We start from the raw sequence: 16,850 nt of genomic DNA, 5'->3' as shown, positions 1-16,850 counted from the left end.
CCAAAAACGGGGTGTGCAAGATGAGTCAACCCAATCCCTTTCGCATCGGAATCGCCCCCATCGGCTGGGTGAATGACGATATTCCCGGCCTCGGCGACCATTACACGCAGGATCAGGTTTTGTCCGAAATGTCTGCACTCGGCTATGTTGCCACTGAAATGGGTCGCCTGTTCATGCAGGAACCTGCGGCGCTGAAGGCCAAACTGGACGCGTACGGCATACAGCTGGCCAGCAAGTTTGTGGCGACGCTGTTTTCGGACGCCAACCGTCTGGAAGAGGAATTGCAGATTTTTGGCTCATGGGTGCGTTATCTGAAGGAAATGGGCTGCGAGCATGTGATCGCCTGCGAGATGGGCGGGTCGATGCATTGGGACCCCCGGCGCGCACCGGGCGACACGGCAGTCCGCAAACTGACGGATGACCAGTGGGAGTCGCTGGTGGAGGGACTGCATCGGGCGGCCCGCCTGTGCCGGGAACACGGCATGAAGCTCGTCTATCATTACCACGCCGGCACCGTGGTGGAAACGGCGGACGAGATCGATCGGCTCATGGAGACGACCGACCCGGCCCTGGTGCATTTGCTGTTCGATACCGGGCATGCGCTGTACGGCGGATACGATCCGCTGGCACTGGCAGAGAAGCACGGACAGCGAATCCAGTACGTCCATCTGAAAGACGTCCGCCGGGATGTGCTGGAGCATGTCCGGCAGCAGAACCTGGATTTTCTCACGGCGGTAAAGCTGGGAATGTTCACGGTGCCGGGCGATGGCTGCATTGACTTTGCGCCGATCATACAGAAGCTGCTGGAAAACGGCTACACGGGCTGGCTGATTGTCGAAGCGGAACAGGACCCGGCTGTCGCTCATCCCTACACGTATGCGCAGCGGGCAAAAGAATATCTCGAGGCGACGATTCGGTCAGCGGCGAAGCAGAGATAGGAGGGAGACGATGAGTACGCTGATTGTTCCCGGTTCCCGACCGGACGAAGCAGGGTTGGTGCTGCGCGTTACCCCGGAATCGGCAGGGTGGAAATACATCGGCTTTGAGGTGTACGCGCTGTCAAAAGGGCAGACACTGAAAAAGCATACCGGCGATCAGGAAGTGTGCATCGTGCTGTTGACGGGCATCGCTCATGCCGCCACCGCCCGCGCAGCATGGGAAAGCATCGGCCAGCGCATGAACGTTTTTGAAAAAGTACCGCCGTATGCCGTGTACGTCCCTCCGGGCGACCATTGCGAAGTAACAGCTGTAACGGACGTGGAACTGGCGGTCTGTCGGGCGCCGGGGAAAGGAACGTACCCCGCCCGCCTGATTTCTCCCGCCGACGTCGGCGTTGAGCAGCGGGGAGCGGGCAACATCGAGCGAAGAATTCACAACATTCTGCCGGAACAGCAGCCGGCGGACAGTTTGCTGGTGGTTGAAGTGTTCACACCGGAAGGCCACTGGTCCAGCTATCCGCCGCACAAGCACGATCAGGACAATCTGCCGCATGAATCTTATCTGGAGGAAACGTATTACTACAAAATCAATCCCGGTCACGGTTTCGCCGTACAGCGCGTGTACACGGACGACCGCTCACTGGACGAGACGCTGACCGTGCACGATGGCGATGCGGTGCTGGTCCCCAAAGGGTATCACCCCGTTTCCGCCCCGCCCGGCTATGACGTCTACTATTTAAACGTCATGGCGGGACCGGTACGTACGTGGAAATTTCAGAACGATCCGGCCCATGAGTGGGTAATGGCAAGCAAAATGGCCAGCCGGCAGGATGGAAGGGAAGGGGATGCTCCATGAACAATCTGACCTTTGACAACCGCAAGCCGATGGATTTCATCGCGATCGGCAGGCTGTGCATCGACCTGAATGCCAATGAGATCAACCGCCCGATGGAAGAAGTGATGACCTTTACCAAATACGTGGGCGGCTCCCCGGCCAACATCGCCATCGGCTTGTCCCGGTTGGGGATGAAAACGGGGTTTATCGGCCGGGTGGCGGATGATCAGATGGGGCGGTTTATCGTCAATTACCTGAAACAGAATCAGATTGACACCTCCCAGGTAATCGTCGACCGGTCGGGCAGCGTAACGGGGCTGACGTTTACCGAAATCAAAAGCCCAACCGATTGCAGCATCCTGATGTATCGGGAGAATACCGCGGATTTGCGGCTGGAACCCAACGACGTGAAGGAAGAGACGATTCAAAATGCCAAAGCGATCCTGATCACCGGCACGGCGCTGGCGAAGAGCCCGTCGCGTGAAGCGGTGTTTCTCGCCCTGGACTACGCCAATAGGCACGGCGTCGTGACGTTTTTTGATCTCGACTACCGTCCGTACACGTGGACTTCTGCGGAAGAAACGGCGATCTACTACAAGCTGGCTGCCGAAAAGTGTGACGTCCTGATCGGCACCCGGGAAGAATTTGACCGGATGGAGCACTTTGATCGCAATGACCGGCACGATGACGCCGTCACGGCGAGAAGGTGGTTTGACTGCCGGGCCAAAATCGTCTTGATCAAACACGGGAAAAACGGTTCCGTCGCGTACACCAACGACGGCCAGTGTTATACGGGAACGGTTTTTCCGGCCAAGGTGGTCAAGACGTTTGGTGCGGGAGATTCTTATGCCGCCGCTCTGATCTACGGACTGATGCAGGGATGGGACATTGCGAAGGCGATGGAATACGGGGCTGCTGCCGCCGCGATTGTCATTTCCTCCCACAGCTGCTCGGAGGCGATGCCGACGGTGGAGCAGATCGAACGCTATATCCAACAGTGCCGCAGCGGGGAAGGTGTACGCTGACTCAAAGTACGTGGCGCATGGGTGATGGGGGCCTGGATCATGTCCGCTCCAAAACGAGGCGCGGACAAGGGGCAAACATCTGGCCAAAAACAACGGAAACAGCGGAAATCTGCGGGGATCAATGACGTTTGCAGTCCAAACACGGAAAAGGGCGGTTTTTTCCGCGAAGTCGCGGCTTTTTGCGCCTTCCGGCCGTTCGACGCCTCCCCCCTGATTATGGTAAAATGGAGGCATCAAACAGGAAAGGATCTTGATACCGATGGGTCCGTATAAGACCATCTGGAAACGTTATGACCTCTCCTACATCTAGCGACGTAGCTGTTGATCGTCTCTTGGGCGACCCAACCTGCTACGAAAGCGAGATAATGGATATGAAACGAGATCGAATCGTCAGGAGTTCCTCCGTAGCCGGAAGGGCGCCCGCGCCAAAACGGTTTACGATGCGAGGAATCTCAGATGAGGAGAGCAGTTGCGTACGTTCGCCAATTGTGTTGGATTGTGTTCGGCGCGTTTGTATTGGCATTTGCGTATTATCACATCAATGCTCAGAACCATTTGTCGGAGGGCGGGTTTGTCGGGTTGGCCCTGCTGGCCAAGTACGCGTTTGACCTGTCGCCGGCGATCACGACGCTGGCGCTCGACATTCCGCTGTTTCTCGTCGCTTTTCACGTGAAGGGACGTCAGTTTCTGGCCAACACCATCATTGCATCCATCGCCTTTTCCGTCTTTTACGATTTGTTTGAGCGGTTCTCGCCGCTGCACGTTGATCTGAGCGGCCTCATGCCGCTGGCCGCCCTGCTGTCCGGCCTGCTGACCGGTTGGGGGGCGGGGATCGTCTTGCGGTATGGCGGCGCCACTGGCGGGGACGACATCCTGGCCGTGCTGCTCAGCCGTCAGATCGGACTGTCGATTGGAACGGTCTTTCTGCTGCTGGACGCGCTGGTGCTCAGTCTGTCGCTGTGGTACCTGCCGCTTCGCGAAACGCTTTACACGATCCTGGCGGTGACGATTGCCAGCCGGGTGGTCAACTGGACCGCCGCTGCAAGCGGCCGGGCAGATGATGGCGACGAATCGGAAACAAAAAGCATATCGCGTTCGCTTACCCTGCCGGATCATTGATGCCAAACCAGTTTCAGACCGGATGAGGTAAATGCCGGCAGGTCCATCCAACGCGAACCCCTCCTGGTAATACAGCGCGTATCGCTGTTTGCCGCGAGGGGTTTTTTCACGGCAAAAGGGCAGCTTGCGTGCGTGCTTGTCTGTCTCACGCCTCGGTCTTGTGAGATAATGAGAGGACAACCGAACAAAGGATCAGGAGGCGCTTTTCATGACATTGCTGCAAGACATCGGGAATACGCTGGTGAAGGTGCGTGAGGCCAACCCCCTCGTCCACAACATCACCAACGTCGTCGTCACCAACTTTACCGCCAACGGCCTGCTGGCCCTGGGCGCTTCGCCTGTCATGGCGTACGCCAAGGAAGAGGTGGCGGACATGGCCAAAATCGCCGGCGCGCTGGTGCTCAATATCGGCACGCTGAATGAGGCAGAGGTGGAGGCCATGCTGATCGCGGGCCGTTCGGCCAATCAGCACGGCGTGCCGGTCATCTTCGACCCGGTTGGAGCGGGGGCGACCGCCTATCGGACGAAAACCGCGCAAATGATCATGCGGGAGGTCCGGGTGTCCGTCATTCGCGGCAACGCTGCGGAAATCGCTCATGTGATTGGCGAGAGCTGGACGATCAAAGGCGTCGATGCGGGGGAAGGGAGCGGCGATGTTGTCTCGCTCGCGCAGTCGGCGGCGAAGCAGTTGGGCACGATCGTCGCGATTACGGGGAAAACGGATGTCATCACGGAAGGCTGCACCACCTACCTCATCCGCAACGGCCATCCCATCCTGACCAAGGTAACGGGCACGGGCTGCCTGCTCACATCCGTCCTGGGGGCGTTTGCTGCGGTGGAGAAAGACCTGCTGCTTGCGGGGGCGGCTGCACTCGTCAGCTATGGCGTGGCGGCGGAAGTGGCAGCTGCCGGCAAAGGAGCGGAAGGCCCGGGACAATTTCAGATCGAGTTTTTGAATCAATTGGCGCGGATCACCGCAGACGATGTCCGCAGATACGGAGCGATCGACCGCGTGTAAGCCGGGGAGAAGAGCGCGTATCGGCCGGGTGACGGCCAGACTGCTTTCCCGCTGTTGGGCGAAAAAGGCCCCTTTGTGCTTGTGAGCGAGGGGGCCTTTGCGTTGCCTTTCATAAGCGGAATCGATACAATGAAATAAGCACGAGGCCAACATCTTCTCTTTTAACCAGAAAAAAATTTTAAAATACCACTTGAAAAAGCTTTTGAGATGTGATAGATTAATTCTTGCCGATGAGAGAACGGCAAAAACGATCTGGATGGATGTCCGAGAGGCCGAAGGAGCACGATTGGAAATCGTGTAGACGGGGATGACTCGTCTCGTGGGTTCAAATCCCACTCCATCCGCCATCAATCACCTGGCCCGTTGGTGAAGTGGTTTAACACAGCAGCCTTTCACGCTGTCATTCAGGGGTTCGAATCCCCTACGGGTCACCATAGAAAAATCCCCCTGGACGCTGTCCGGGGGACCCCGCAAAGCATACGGATTCGCTGAGAAGCCTCCGTTCACTTTGCGGACGGAGCGGAGGCTTAGCTCAGCTGGGAGAGCATCTGCCTTACAAGCAGAGGGTCGGCGGTTCGATCCCGTCAGCCTCCACCACCTTTACGGGTACAATGACATATGCGGTCGTGGCGGAATTGGCAGACGCGCTAGATTCAGGTTCTAGTGGTGGCAACACCGTGGAGGTTCAAGTCCTCTCGACCGCACCATACAAAATGTCTTGATTGTTACATCTCAGAAGGTATTAACATGCGGACGTAGCTCAGCTGGTAGAGCGTCGCCTTGCCAAGGCGAAGGCCGCGGGTTCGAGCCCCGTCGTCCGCTCCAGTGCAATCTCTTACATCGTTTTGTGCCCTTAGCTCAGCTGGATAGAGCGTTTGACTACGAATCAAAAGGTCGGGAGTTCGAATCTCTCAGGGCACGCCATAGCAAGAGGTGGGAAGTTGGCACAGCCCGTGTCTCACCTCCACGTCGGGAAGTGGCTCAGCTTGGTAGAGCGCTTGGTTCGGGACCAAGAGGTCGCAGGTTCAAATCCTGTCTTCCCGACCATTCTTATTCTCATCAGCAACGGGCGGCGCAGAGCAGCATCCGATCTGCTGCGCTGGCCGATAACGCGTGCGGGTGTAGTTCAGTGGTAGAACCCCAGCCTTCCAAGCTGGTCGCGTGGGTTCGATTCCCATCACCCGCTCCAAATGTTTCTGGCGGTGTAGCTCAGCTGGCTAGAGCGTTCGGTTCATACCCGAAAGGTCGGGGGTTCAAGCCCCTCCACCGCTACCATATGTACATGGCGATCGTGGCGAAGTGGTTAACGCACCGGATTGTGGCTCCGGCATTCGTGGGTTCGATTCCCATCGATCGCCCCATTTTTTTTATTCACCAAAGGACGTCCCCAACCCAGACACATGCGGTCGTGGTGGAATTGGCAGACACACCATCTTGAGGGGGTGGCGGGGCGACCCGTGCGAGTTCGAGTCTCGCCGACCGCACCATCTATGTTCACATAGCCCGGTGAGTGCAGCAAACCGCTGCAAACGCCGGGCTTTTTGATTTTGAATCGTTTCTGTACCAGGCCGCTTTTCCACGGGCGGACGCCTTTCTCTTTCACTTTCGCAATATTGTGACGAGTAAATGCGCTTAAGTTCGCCGCTTCCTTTTCAAGGCTGCCACGTTTTGGGGTATGGGAGGGCGAAGGCGCACAAAAACAGGCGCGCCAACCTGTTATCCGGTCGACACGCCCGCATGGTGCATGAGGCAAAAGCGCTGAACCGTTCAGCGCCTTGCCGTATCCTTTTTTACATCTTATGCCGGTGAGGCTTTCGGGCAGGATGGACCAGCCGATTCCACTTGATCTGCGGCACGGCAATGGCGGCCAGGATCAACAGCACACCGCTCCACTTGTAGAGGCTGACCTGTTCGTGCAGCACCAGACTGGAGAGCAGCACGACTGCCGGCAGTTCGGCTGCGCTGAGAATGGTCGCCAATCCGTTGCCGATACGCGGCACGCCGATCGACAGACAGAGAATCGGGATGGCTGAGCCGAAGCAGGCCACCAGCAGGGCGTACGGCAGCAATCCGTCCCACAGTCTGCCGTTGATGAGGAAGGTCGGCGGATAGACCAGCGACAGGCAGAGCGCGGCCATGCCAATGGAGACGGCGCTGCGCAGATACGGGTTCACGTCCGGCGCCAGCCGTCCGCTGAGAAAGATCACCATCGCAAACGTAAACCCGGACAATAGACCATAGATGAGACCGGTGGCGCTGACGTCATGCAGGCCGGATTCCATCAGGCCGCTGGCCAGCACGGTGCCGATGCCGAGGAGGACCAGCGAGGCCCATTTTTCCGGTCCGGGCCACTTGCGGTCGGCAATACACTCGATCAGCACGCCAATCCAGGTAAACTGGAACAGCAGCACTATGGCGAGCGAGGCCGGGATTTCGCTGACCGCCCGGTGGTAAAACAGGCTGGTGCCGGCCATCATCAGGCCGGACGGCAGCAGGATCAGCAGGTGGCGCAGCCGAAACCGCTGCCTGGACAGGAACAGCGCGACGCCGGACATGATCAGCGTCCCGAACACAAGCTGCCCGCCGCTTAATTCGACCGGGGTAAAACCGGCGGAAAAGGCGGATTTCATGATGACAGAAAGCACGCCGTAGCTGCACGCGCCGGCCAGGACGAGCAGCACGGATCGCCAGTAACTCATAAGCAAACGTTCCTTTCTTGTGACAAAACATAAGTATGCGAAAATTATTGTACATGAGATTTAGAAATGATAAAATAAAATTTTACACATATCTTTATCATACTGCTGTGATGATTCGTTACCATGCTAAACAACTGCCGTGGCGTGCAAGCATGTGCCTTCTCCCGGCCAATATGCTGCATGTTAATAGATAGCTGTTCCGGCCTGCTTCAGCTACACTAGAGATGACAGAGCAAATAATTCATGGAGGCTGGAGAGATGAGAAAGGGTGTCTTCTACGCGGTGGGGGCCTATTTGGCCTGGGGACTGCTGCCGCTCTATTGGAAGGTGTTTCAGGAAATGGCCGCGTGGGAGATTCTCGCCCACCGAATTGTCTGGTCCCTCGTTTTTGTTGCCGTACTGCTGTTTGTGACGAAGCGCTGGCTGCAGATGCGAAAGGCGATTTCGACGGCGAAGGAGAGAGGGGCGCTCCTCCTGTGTTCGCTGTTTATCAGCGCCAACTGGCTGATTTTCATCTGGGCGGTCAACAACGGCAACGTGTTGGAAACCAGCCTCGGGTACTACATCAACCCGCTGCTGAACGTGCTTTTTGGCGTCTTGTTCCTCAAAGAGCGGCTGGGAAAGGGGCAGTGGATGGCGATTGCGCTGGCCGCAGCCGGCGTTTCCGTGATGACCGCGCACTACGGCAGGGTACCGTGGGTCGCGATTTCCCTCGCACTGACGTTTGCCTGCTACGGGCTGGTCAAAAAGTTGATAAAAACGGACGCGATCATCAGTCTGGCCTGGGAAACGCTGGTGGTGGCTCCGGTGGCGCTGGGGTACCTGGTGACGCTGCACGTCAGCGGGACGGACACGCTTTCCCACGTGACAGGCTGGCAGATTGCACTGTTGACGCTGTCTGGCGTGGCGACGGCCTTGCCGCTCTTCTGGTTCGCTCAAGCGGCCAAGCTGCTGCCGCTGTCCACGGTGGGGTTTATCCAGTACCTGGCCCCGTCGATCTCGCTGTTCATGGCGGTGTTCCTGTTTGGCGAAACATTTGGCGGCGTTCACCTGGTCAGCTTCGGCTTGATCTGGAGCGCGCTGTTCGTGTACACGGTCAGCTCGATGCGAAAAAAACCGGGTTCTGCACAGCAGCCGGTGGAGCTGGCGATCAAAAAGGAAGCGTAACACAAAAAAACTCCAATCTGTCCGAAGCAGCGGACGGATTGGAGTTTTTTGCTGTCAGTTGTGTTGCAGGCTGCGGTACGCGCCGTGATGTGTCGGTCCGACGTATTGATTGAGCGGGAAAGAATGGCGGATCGCTTCGGTGATGAACGCCTTGGCTACCGCTACCGCCTCGCGCACCGATTTGCCTTTGGCAAGCTCCGCACAGATGGCGGCGGAGTAGGTGCAGCCGGCGCCGTGCGTGTAGGTGGTGTTGATCCGCTCGCCTTCCAGAATGTCAAATGTGTGGCCGTCGTACAGGACGTCAATCGCTTTTTCGTGCGCGAGCTTGCCGCCGCCTTTGACCAGCACGTAGGCCGCCCCTTTGTCGTGAATGCGCTTGGCCGCTTCTTTCATGTCGTCGACGGTTTTGAGCGCCCCCATTTGGCTCAACTGACCGGCTTCAAACAGGTTGGGCGTCACGACAGTAGCCCGGGGAACGAGGACGTCGCGCAGGCTGTCGGCCACTTCCGGGTGAAGCACTTCGTCCGCTCCCTTGCAGACGAGCACCGGGTCGACGACGACGTTCTTCAATTGGTATTGGTCGATTTTCCGGGCCGCCAGCTCGATCAGCTCCGTCGTACCCAGCATGCCGGTTTTCACGGCATCGACGCCGATGCCGGAGAGAACCGTTTCCAACTGCTTCTCCAGAGTGCCGAGGTCGATCGGAAACACCTCGTGAAACCAGGAATTGTGCGGATCTTGCGCTACGATTACGGTCAGGGCGGTCATTCCGTAGACGCCCAGCTCCTGAAACGTCTTCAGGTCAGCCTGGATGCCGGCGCCGCCGCTGGTGTCAGATCCTGCGATGGTTAACGCTTTGCGAATCGTCATGGCAGATGTCTCCCTTTTCCAGCCGCAACTGATGGTGCGGTTCGTTTACGTTCTACCTAAATTGAAGTGGAAAACCAGGGCGGTGTCAATACGTTCGTCCCATGAAAAAACGCCTCTCCGGCGGGGAGAAGCGTTTCGATATCGTGGGCGATTTTCTATGTAGGGTTACTTTTTCAGACAGATGCAATGTGATGGAACGAGAAGGTGATCGGAGTGGACATGGCCTTGGCGCGCTTCGAGGCGAGGCGCTTGGCCTCTTTGGCTGCCTCAAACATGCTGGGTGCCTTGATGATTTCAATCCATTGACGTGACGCCGTTTCAAACAAAAACCGATAGATTCTCATCATCTATCCGCCCTCTCTCGTTTTTCTTCACACCTTTATTGTATCAACGAGCAGCATGTATTAGATCACCGCGGTGTTACATTTTCATGAAGAAAGTATTGCGTTTGCGTGAACAAGAAAATATTTACCAAGTCGCGTTACATTTCTCCAGTTACTGCGTCTATAGATAAAGGATGCCAATTTTACACGTATCGACAAACGAGGTGGAAAACGAGATGGCCAACGGAACAGGCGAATTGACGGTGAACGGCGTCAATCACAGCTACGGGACGGGCAAGATCAAGGTGCCCGTGCTGTTCGACATCAATCTGCACGTCGACAAAGGGGAGTTTGTCGCCCTGTGCGGATCGTCCGGATCGGGCAAGTCGACGCTGTTGAACCTGCTGGCCGGTTTGACCAAACCGGACGAGGGAAGGATTTTCGTCAATGGGGAAGAAATCTCCCGCTTGAACGAGAATGAACTGTGTCTGTTTCGCCGCCGGTGCATGGGCTTTATTTTTCAATCGTACAACCTGCTTCCCAACCTGACCGCGCTGGAAAACGTGGAACTGCCGCTGATTTTTGCCGGCGAAAGCCGCAAAAGCAGGCGGGCCAAAGCAAAGGAGATGCTGGAACGCGTCGGGTTGGAAGGGCGGATGGACCACAAGCCAAACGAACTGAGCGGCGGGCAGCAGCAGCGGGTCAGCATCGCCCGCGCCCTGGTCAACCAGCCCAGCATTGTGCTTGCCGACGAACCGACCGGGAATCTGGACAGCAAAACCGAGCAGGAAATCTTGGCGTTGATGAAGCGGATGAACCGCGAAAACGGCACGACGTTTATCATCGTCACGCACGAACAGGAAGTGGCGGAACAGTCCGACCGCGTCATCTATCTGCAGGACGGACGGGTCGTGCAAAAACGGACCAAACCGGCATGAGAGAGGGCATGAGGTGAACCTACTGTGAAACTTCTGGATTCGTTTCGCATCGTCTGGCGAAACTTGTGGCGCATGAAGCTGCGCACGGCGCTGACCTCCGTCGGCGTCATGATCGGGACGGCCGCGATTGTGGCGATGATCGCCCTCAGTCTGGGACTGAAGGAAAATGCCGTCAAAAGCCTGGAGAATTTCGGCAACCTGACGGAGCTGGACGTAGAACCGGCGTATTGGAATTACGAAAAGGACGAGCCTATCCCGGACGACCAGCGGAAAAAGCTGAACATGGAAGCAGTGCGGGTGATCAAGGGCATACCCGGCGTGGCGGCGGTCATGCCGATCAAGCGGATACACGGGGAAACCAAGCTGAAAGTGGGCAGGCGAGAAGGGTATGTCGAGGTAGTCGGAGTGGACGTGCACGAATCGGCCGCCTACCGCAAGGATGACGTGGAAAAAGGCAGCTACCTGAGCGGATCGCCGCAGGAAATCGTCGTGGCCTACCGAGTTCCCACCATTTTACGGGACGTGGAAAAGGAGCGGCGGGAAGCGCGGCGGAGAAGCGCGGACGCCAAACGGGGCGGGGGAATGGAGATCATGCGCCCTGGTTTTAACGGTGGCGATGCCCCTCAGTCGTTCAATCTCGTCGACAAGACGGCTACGATCGTGCTGACGCGCGAGTACCGGATCGACGACGAGCCGCACTTCGAAAAGAAAGAAATCCGCGTGAGAGTCGTCGGCCAACTGCGGCAGGACGACAACCACCGCTACGGACACGCGGTCTATGCGCCGCTCAGCCTGGTAAAAGAGATCAACGACTGGCTCAACCGCACCCGGGGCGACGAATTTGGCGATGGAGGCGGCAGCACCCGGCGCAACCGCGAGACTGCGAAGCAGGACAGCTTTGAGTTTGACGAGATGACGGTGAAGGTGGAATCGCGCGAAAAAGTGGAGAGCGTTGTACAGGCGCTAAAGGAGCGCGGGTTTGAAGTCTGGTCGCCGGCTCGCGAACTGGAGCAGATCAACAAGTTCTTCTTCATCATCCAGATCGTGCTGGGCGGAATTGCCGCCGTCTCGCTGTTGGTCGCCACGATCGGCATTGTCAACACGATGATCATGTCCATTCTGGAACGGACCAAGGAAATCGGCATCATGAAGGTGATCGGCGCCACCGTGTACAACATACGCTGGCTGTTCCTGATGGAATCGGGCTTCATCGGATTGATTGGCGGACTGGCCGGCCTCGGCATCGCCTGGGGAGCGGTGGAGCTGGTCAACCACTTTGGAGAAGCGGGCGGCATCATGGACAGCCTCAACATCGGCTTCGGCGGACCCGAGGGAGAGGAGAAACTGCGCCTGGCCATCATTCCGACGTGGCTGTCTCTGTTCGCCATCGGATTTTCGTTTGTCATCGGTTTGCTGGCGGGTATTTTCCCAGCCATCCGCGCCTCCCGGTTGAGCGCGCTGCAAGCGATTCGATCTGATTAAAGAATGTGGGGATAGGGAGTATGAAAAAGAAAACGTGGATCATTCTTTCGGCAGTCATTGTCCTGTTGGGCGGTGGCGGATACGCCGGCTATCACTATCTCGGCTCCAAAGACGCGGCAGCCGAACAGACTCAGGAGGAGCCGCCCTCCTTTCCCACCGCAGTCGTGGACAGGGGGGACGTGAAAAAGACCATTTTTGCCTCTGGTACCGTGGAAGTAAAGGCGCGCGAGGAAGTAAAACCGGAACTGTCCGGCAAGGTGGAGCAGGTCTTCGTGAAAGAAGGGCAGCGCGTGAACAAGGGAGATCCGCTGTTCTCCATCGACAGTTCGGACGCCGCCCTGGAGCTGCAAAAGCAGGAGTTGAGCATCGTCCGCGCCAAGCGGGAATTGAACGATTTGAAAAACCGGAAGGACAAGATTGTCTTTTCCATGGGCGGCAAGGTGAAGGAAGTGCTGGTCAAGGAAGGAGACACGGTGACGCCGGATACCGTGGTCGCCAAACTGGTTGACACCGAACACCTGAAGATTACCGGAAAATTTTCCGCCTTTGAAGCAGAGCACTTCAAGGTGGGCCAAAAGGTGAAAGTGTTTATCTCCTCGTCGATGATCTTTCTCGACGGAACGGTGACCAAGGTCGACCTGGTCGGCAAGAAGGAAAAAGGCGTCGGTGGCGTTCACGACGTGGAAGTGCTGGTGAAAAAGCCGGGAGCTCTGTACGTGGGAGACCTGGGAGAGGTACAGTGGGTCAATCCAAGCGGCGTTCTGTTCGCCAGCCAGGTGGCGACGCCGTTTGAAGACCCGGACGACGTGGAGATTGTGGCCGGCACCCACGGCAAGGTCGGCAAGGTGGAAGTGGAAAACGGCGACGAGGTCAAGGCGGGTCAACTGCTGGCGAAAATGGACATGTCCGCCTCCGAACTGGACCTGAAGGAGAAGGAACTGTCCTTGAAAGAGTCGCTTTTGTCCCTCGAGCAGAAGAAGCGGGAGATCGCGAAAAAGCAGGTGACGGCGCCAATCAGCGGGGTAGTCACCAAGGTGGAGGTCAAACCGGGAGAGACGCCGGACTCCAGCAAGCCGGCTATGGTCATCATGGACAGCAGCGCCGTGTATTTTGTGGCGGGTGTGGATGAAATCGACATTCCGTCCATCAAGGTGGGTCAGACGGCCGAGGTGTACGTGACGGCGTTTGGCAACAAGCCGTTTATCGGCAAGGTCGTGGACGTGCCCAAAGAGGGGACGAAAGAGGACAAGTCGGTGCGCTTCGCGGTGAAAATCGAGCTGACTGATGCCGCTGAGATGAAGCACGGCATGACCGGCGACTGCGACATTTACGTCGAGAAAAAGGAAAACGTGCTCCGGCTGCCGCTGCAGGCGGTCGAAGTGCTGGAGGACGGCAAGGGAACGGTCATGGTGAAGGATCCAAAAACCGGAGAGCCGACGCCAAAAGAAGTGGAGATCGGGATCGAAGGAGCAGAGTTCATCGAAATCAAGAGCGGCCTTGAGGAAGGCGAGGAAGTGCTGATGATGAACGGCGGCGACGTCTTCTAGCACGGCCGCGTCGGCACGCCTCCGGCTCAAATGAAACCCGCCTGCTTGTGCCATTGCGGCAGAGCAGGCGGGTTGTTTGTTTGGACGCCCTGCTGTTCAGCCAATCCGCTTTACGGCAGCGGCCTTTGCTCGGGCGGCTTGATGGCGGCGACCCGGATTCGGCAGTAGTCCAGGACCCAGGAGCCGTCGCGGAACAAGGCGGGACGCAGTCGTTCGGCGATCATCGCGCAGGTTTCGTCTTTTTCCTGCGGAGGCATGTCGGCAAAAAACGGGCCGCAGAATGCATCCAGCCAGTGGCGCAGCCCCTGTTCTCCGTCCGGGAGCTCTGTGGGCCGTTCAAAGTGCTGCGCCAGTTTGACGACAAAGCCCTGCTGTTCCAAAAGCCAGGTGTAGGCGCCGATGCCGGGGAAGTACCAGGGGTTGCAGCTGTCCGCATCGCGCCCCTTGTCTGCCAGGACGGTGCGGATGGCCTGGACGACCCGTTCCACGTTGCCCGCTCCGCCAAATTCGGCCACGAACCGTCCGCCCGGCTTCAGCGCCAGCCACACCTGGCGGATGACCGCTTCCGGCCGCTTCATCCAGTGCAGGGCGGCGTTGGAAAAGACGGCGTCAAACAACTCCTCCGTCACAAACGTCTCGGCGTTGGCGACGAAAAACCGCAGCGCAGGGTATTTGCTCCGCGCCGTGTCAATCATCTCGGCTGACAGGTCCATTCCTGTCGGCACAGCCCCGGCCTTGGCCATCTCGGCACAGAGATCACCTGTTCCGCAGCCCAGGTCGAGAATCGTTTCCCCCGGCTGCGGCTGAAGCCATTCCAGCACGCCTTTGCCAAACCGGGAGACAAAGTCCAGCTTGCTGTCGTACAGCCGTGCGTTCCAGCGGTTCTCTACATGCATGGAAAATCCCTCCTTGGTATCGTTGTACCAGTGGAGGGGTTATTCGTCAAATCTATAAAAATGATGAAATGTATAGTTTTTACCTATTTATGCTCCTATATTCGGTCAAGATACAGCGTGGTTACCGAGGTGGAGTCGCCGTTTTTTATTTCTTCTTCCGTCGCCTTTTCTTCCAACTCGTCCATCTCCATCCCGGGCGCGATGGTCGGTTCGTGCTTCGGATTGCGATTCGGTTTGCGCTCGTCCGTCCGCTTGTCCATCGATCCTGCCTCCTTTCATTTGGGCTGTCCCTAGCGTTTGCCGGCAGCGCCAGCATTATGCCTGTCCCGGCAGCCGCCTTGTGGCGGGATGGTGAAAGCAGTACGATAAAACCAGGGAAAAGATGCCGGATGTCGGCAGGGAGGAGGAACGTATGGAACCGATTGTGCTGCGCGGCCATCATCTGCTGTGCGTTCACGGGTTTCAGGGGATGGGGTACAGCCCCGCGTTTGTCGCCAAAATGGGGGAAATCGTCGAGCGAATCCGCGATCCCCGGCAGGATTTTCCCATCCGGGTGGTGCAGGACTTTGACGACGCGTGCCAGGCGTGTCCCAACAAGGGAGCGGAACGGTGCGAAGCTTCCCCCGATTCGGAAGAGCACGTGCAGACGCTGGACCGAAACGTTCTTACCCATCTGGGCTTGACGGCGGGAGAGGTCTACCTCAAGTCGGAACTGGTGGAGCGCACCCGCCGCCTGGTGGCACCGGACGATCTGGCCTTCCTCTGCGCCGGGTGCTCCTGGTACGAATACGGCGTGTGCCGCGAGGGCATCGCCCGCTTGCGCCAGACAGAGGCCGGCAGGCAGGAGCGGAAAACCGCCCCATAGCCGGAAAGGAGAGAGAAAATCGTGACCGACGAAGAGCGCAGCGTATTGGAAAAGCTGGGGTTCCGGTTGGAGGACGGCGCGGTGAAACATCTCAAGCTGGGGATCGTAGAACGATGTGAGGTCTTTGAGGGATTTGCGTCTCTCGCAGAACTGGAGGCCTTTGCAAAAGCGATGCTGCGCACCCGCTGCCGGTTACGTAAAACGGCCGCACAGCCGGGCAGAGAGGGGCAGACGCGCGGGTAAGGAGATGAGTAGAGTCAGCATGGAGACGAGAGAGATGCTCTTGCGGGCGTTGAACGAAGTGGAAGCGTGGGAACGGGATCAGAAGGACCTGTGGTTCTGGGAAAAGCTGGGCCGGCTGCCATTTGTGCTGTTGGACCGCATTACGCCTGCCGTCGTCAGGGAAAAGCTGGGGACGGCTGTCGATGAAATGGCCGCCTTTTTGGAACAGGGGGGTACCTATCTGGTAAGCGATGAGGCGGTGTATGCGCGGTTTCAGGAGGCCCAGCAGGGTAAGGGACGGCCCAAGCAGGAGGACGTCAAGGGATTGCCGCTGGCCAGCATGGACCAGGTGGCAGCGGAAATAGTGTCATCCCGCGCCGCATTTGCCACGGTGCAGGGAGCGACAACGGGGGTGGGCGGCCTGTTCACCCTGGCGATCGACGTTCCGCTGCTGTTGGGCACCTCGCTCAAGGTGCTGCAGGAGATGGCACTCTGTTACGGATACCGCCCGGAGGAAAAACGGGAGCGGCTGTTCATCGTCAAATGTTTGCAATTTGCCTCTTCCGACATTGTCGGCAAGCGCGCGATCCTGGAGGAGCTCTCCCGCTTTGACGAGCCCGAAAGACAGCGGGATGTCATTGCCCAACTGCAAGGTTGGCGGGAAGTGGTGGTGACGTACACGGAAAACTTTGGATGGAAAAAGCTGTTTCAGATGGTACCGGTGGCGGGCATGCTGTTTGGCGCTTACCTGAACCGCTCCACCGTGCAGGATGTGGCGGAAACGGGCCGGATGCTGTACCGCAAGCGGCGGATTCTGGAGCGGCTGAGGCAGGAAGAAGCCGGAGCCTGACGGGCAGGATGTCCCGTGCGCTCCGGCTTTCCCGCTGCCAGGGCGGCACGGGACTG

The 16,850-nt window shown here is 57.9% G+C and carries 17 protein-coding genes and 11 tRNA genes; 23 read left to right on the top strand and 5 right to left on the bottom strand.

The annotated features are described in order from the left end of the window. Positions 1-20: 20 nt before the first annotated feature. The 16 genes from iolE to ETC00_RS02845 all read left to right on the top strand — a co-directional run bounded on the left by iolE (position 21) and on the right by ETC00_RS02845 (position 6,422). The gene (gene iolE, locus ETC00_RS02920) at positions 21-938 is read left to right on the top strand and encodes a myo-inosose-2 dehydratase (protein WP_171564454.1); all 918 of its coding nucleotides are present in this window, start codon (positions 21-23) and stop codon (positions 936-938) included. A gap of 10 nt (positions 939-948) precedes the next feature. Continuing rightward, a complete protein-coding gene (iolB, locus tag ETC00_RS02915; protein WP_171564453.1) occupies positions 949-1,794 on the top strand; it encodes a 5-deoxy-glucuronate isomerase in 846 nt (281 codons plus the stop codon). Beyond that, on the top strand, positions 1,791-2,798 hold the full coding sequence (gene iolC, locus ETC00_RS02910) for a 5-dehydro-2-deoxygluconokinase (RefSeq protein WP_171564452.1): 1,008 nt from the start codon (positions 1,791-1,793) through the stop codon (positions 2,796-2,798). The genes iolB and iolC overlap by 4 nt, the downstream gene beginning before the upstream one ends. A 456-nt stretch (positions 2,799-3,254) precedes the next feature. Beyond that, entirely contained in the window at positions 3,255-3,917 is a 663-nt protein-coding gene (locus tag ETC00_RS02905; RefSeq protein WP_171564451.1) for a YitT family protein, read from the top strand. A 208-nt stretch (positions 3,918-4,125) separates the two neighbouring features. Continuing rightward, positions 4,126-4,935, top strand: coding sequence for a hydroxyethylthiazole kinase (thiM, locus tag ETC00_RS02900; RefSeq protein ID WP_171564450.1), 810 nt, complete (start codon positions 4,126-4,128; stop codon positions 4,933-4,935). A 254-nt stretch (positions 4,936-5,189) separates the two neighbouring features. Continuing rightward, positions 5,190-5,282 (top strand) — tRNA-Ser (locus ETC00_RS02895). Positions 5,283-5,292: 10 nt separating this feature from the next. Beyond that, a tRNA-Glu gene (locus ETC00_RS02890) sits at positions 5,293-5,369 on the top strand. An 87-nt stretch (positions 5,370-5,456) separates the two neighbouring features. After that, a tRNA-Val gene (locus ETC00_RS02885) sits at positions 5,457-5,532 on the top strand. Positions 5,533-5,555: 23 nt separating this feature from the next. Further along, positions 5,556-5,642 (top strand) — tRNA-Leu (locus tag ETC00_RS02880). A 42-nt stretch (positions 5,643-5,684) separates the two neighbouring features. Beyond that, positions 5,685-5,760: transfer RNA gene (locus tag ETC00_RS02875), tRNA-Gly, on the top strand. A 22-nt stretch (positions 5,761-5,782) separates the two neighbouring features. Next, a tRNA-Arg gene (locus ETC00_RS02870) sits at positions 5,783-5,859 on the top strand. Between the two features lie 46 nt (positions 5,860-5,905). After that, positions 5,906-5,982 (top strand) — tRNA-Pro (locus ETC00_RS02865). Between the two features lie 68 nt (positions 5,983-6,050). Beyond that, positions 6,051-6,124, top strand: a tRNA-Gly gene (locus ETC00_RS02860). Positions 6,125-6,133: 9 nt separating this feature from the next. Beyond that, positions 6,134-6,210: transfer RNA gene (locus ETC00_RS02855), tRNA-Met, on the top strand. Positions 6,211-6,220: 10 nt separating this feature from the next. Beyond that, positions 6,221-6,296 (top strand) — tRNA-His (locus ETC00_RS02850). A 41-nt stretch (positions 6,297-6,337) separates the two neighbouring features. After that, positions 6,338-6,422 (top strand) — tRNA-Leu (locus tag ETC00_RS02845). Between the two features lie 303 nt (positions 6,423-6,725). On the opposite strand, the gene ETC00_RS02840 is transcribed toward ETC00_RS02845, so the two are convergent. Next, the gene (locus ETC00_RS02840) at positions 6,726-7,634 is read right to left on the bottom strand and encodes an EamA family transporter (RefSeq protein WP_171564449.1); all 909 of its coding nucleotides are present in this window, start codon (positions 7,632-7,634) and stop codon (positions 6,726-6,728) included. A gap of 258 nt (positions 7,635-7,892) precedes the next feature. Between ETC00_RS02840 and rarD the strand changes: the two genes are divergently transcribed. Then, on the top strand, positions 7,893-8,801 hold the full coding sequence (gene rarD, locus ETC00_RS02835; RefSeq protein WP_171564448.1) for an EamA family transporter RarD: 909 nt from the start codon (positions 7,893-7,895) through the stop codon (positions 8,799-8,801). A 54-nt stretch (positions 8,802-8,855) separates the two neighbouring features. Here rarD and pdxK read toward each other — a convergent pair whose 3' ends face one another. Together pdxK and ETC00_RS02825 are read right to left on the bottom strand one after the other, a co-directional pair. Beyond that, the gene (gene pdxK / locus ETC00_RS02830) at positions 8,856-9,671 is read right to left on the bottom strand and encodes a pyridoxine/pyridoxal/pyridoxamine kinase (protein ID WP_171564447.1); all 816 of its coding nucleotides are present in this window, start codon (positions 9,669-9,671) and stop codon (positions 8,856-8,858) included. Positions 9,672-9,844: 173 nt separating this feature from the next. After that, positions 9,845-10,018, bottom strand: a complete 174-nt coding sequence (locus ETC00_RS02825) for a hypothetical protein (RefSeq protein WP_171564208.1) — start codon at positions 10,016-10,018, stop codon at positions 9,845-9,847. A 212-nt stretch (positions 10,019-10,230) separates the two neighbouring features. On the opposite strand from ETC00_RS02825, the gene ETC00_RS02820 reads away from it, so the two are divergent. The 3 genes from ETC00_RS02820 to ETC00_RS02810 are packed head-to-tail and all read left to right on the top strand — an operon-like array spanning position 10,231 to position 13,961. Next, positions 10,231-10,932 (top strand): ABC transporter ATP-binding protein, encoded by a 702-nt coding sequence (locus tag ETC00_RS02820; RefSeq protein WP_171564446.1) that lies wholly within the window; start codon positions 10,231-10,233, stop codon positions 10,930-10,932. A 24-nt stretch (positions 10,933-10,956) separates the two neighbouring features. Continuing rightward, positions 10,957-12,414, top strand: coding sequence for an ABC transporter permease (locus ETC00_RS02815; RefSeq protein ID WP_171564445.1), 1,458 nt, complete (start codon positions 10,957-10,959; stop codon positions 12,412-12,414). Positions 12,415-12,434: 20 nt separating this feature from the next. After that, a complete protein-coding gene (locus ETC00_RS02810; RefSeq protein WP_171564444.1) occupies positions 12,435-13,961 on the top strand; it encodes an efflux RND transporter periplasmic adaptor subunit in 1,527 nt (508 codons plus the stop codon). Between the two features lie 110 nt (positions 13,962-14,071). On the opposite strand, the gene ETC00_RS02805 is transcribed toward ETC00_RS02810, so the two are convergent. Both ETC00_RS02805 and ETC00_RS02800 read right to left on the bottom strand, forming a co-directional pair. Continuing rightward, complete coding sequence (locus tag ETC00_RS02805; RefSeq protein ID WP_171564443.1) at positions 14,072-14,857, bottom strand: class I SAM-dependent methyltransferase; 786 nt, start codon at positions 14,855-14,857, stop codon at positions 14,072-14,074. A gap of 95 nt (positions 14,858-14,952) precedes the next feature. Next, entirely contained in the window at positions 14,953-15,117 is a 165-nt protein-coding gene (locus ETC00_RS02800) for a hypothetical protein (RefSeq protein ID WP_171564442.1), read from the bottom strand. Positions 15,118-15,269: 152 nt separating this feature from the next. Here ETC00_RS02800 and ETC00_RS02795 point away from each other — a divergent pair, with 152 nt between their 5' ends. The 3 genes from ETC00_RS02795 to ETC00_RS02785 are packed head-to-tail and all read left to right on the top strand — an operon-like array spanning position 15,270 to position 16,794. Beyond that, the gene (locus ETC00_RS02795; protein ID WP_171564441.1) at positions 15,270-15,722 is read left to right on the top strand and encodes a DUF1284 domain-containing protein; all 453 of its coding nucleotides are present in this window, start codon (positions 15,270-15,272) and stop codon (positions 15,720-15,722) included. A gap of 21 nt (positions 15,723-15,743) precedes the next feature. After that, positions 15,744-15,965, top strand: coding sequence for a hypothetical protein (locus tag ETC00_RS02790; RefSeq protein ID WP_171564440.1), 222 nt, complete (start codon positions 15,744-15,746; stop codon positions 15,963-15,965). 19 nt (positions 15,966-15,984) lie between these two features. After that, a complete protein-coding gene (locus ETC00_RS02785; RefSeq protein ID WP_171564439.1) occupies positions 15,985-16,794 on the top strand; it encodes an EcsC family protein in 810 nt (269 codons plus the stop codon). Positions 16,795-16,850: the final 56 nt, after the last annotated feature.

This window comes from Brevibacillus sp. MCWH (genome assembly GCF_013096935.1).
GTDB classification, from domain to species: domain Bacteria; phylum Bacillota; class Bacilli; order Brevibacillales; family Brevibacillaceae; genus Brevibacillus; species Brevibacillus aydinogluensis.
The sequence above is the reverse complement of the archived record's forward strand: the minus strand, read 5'-3'. Positions and strand labels throughout refer to the sequence as shown.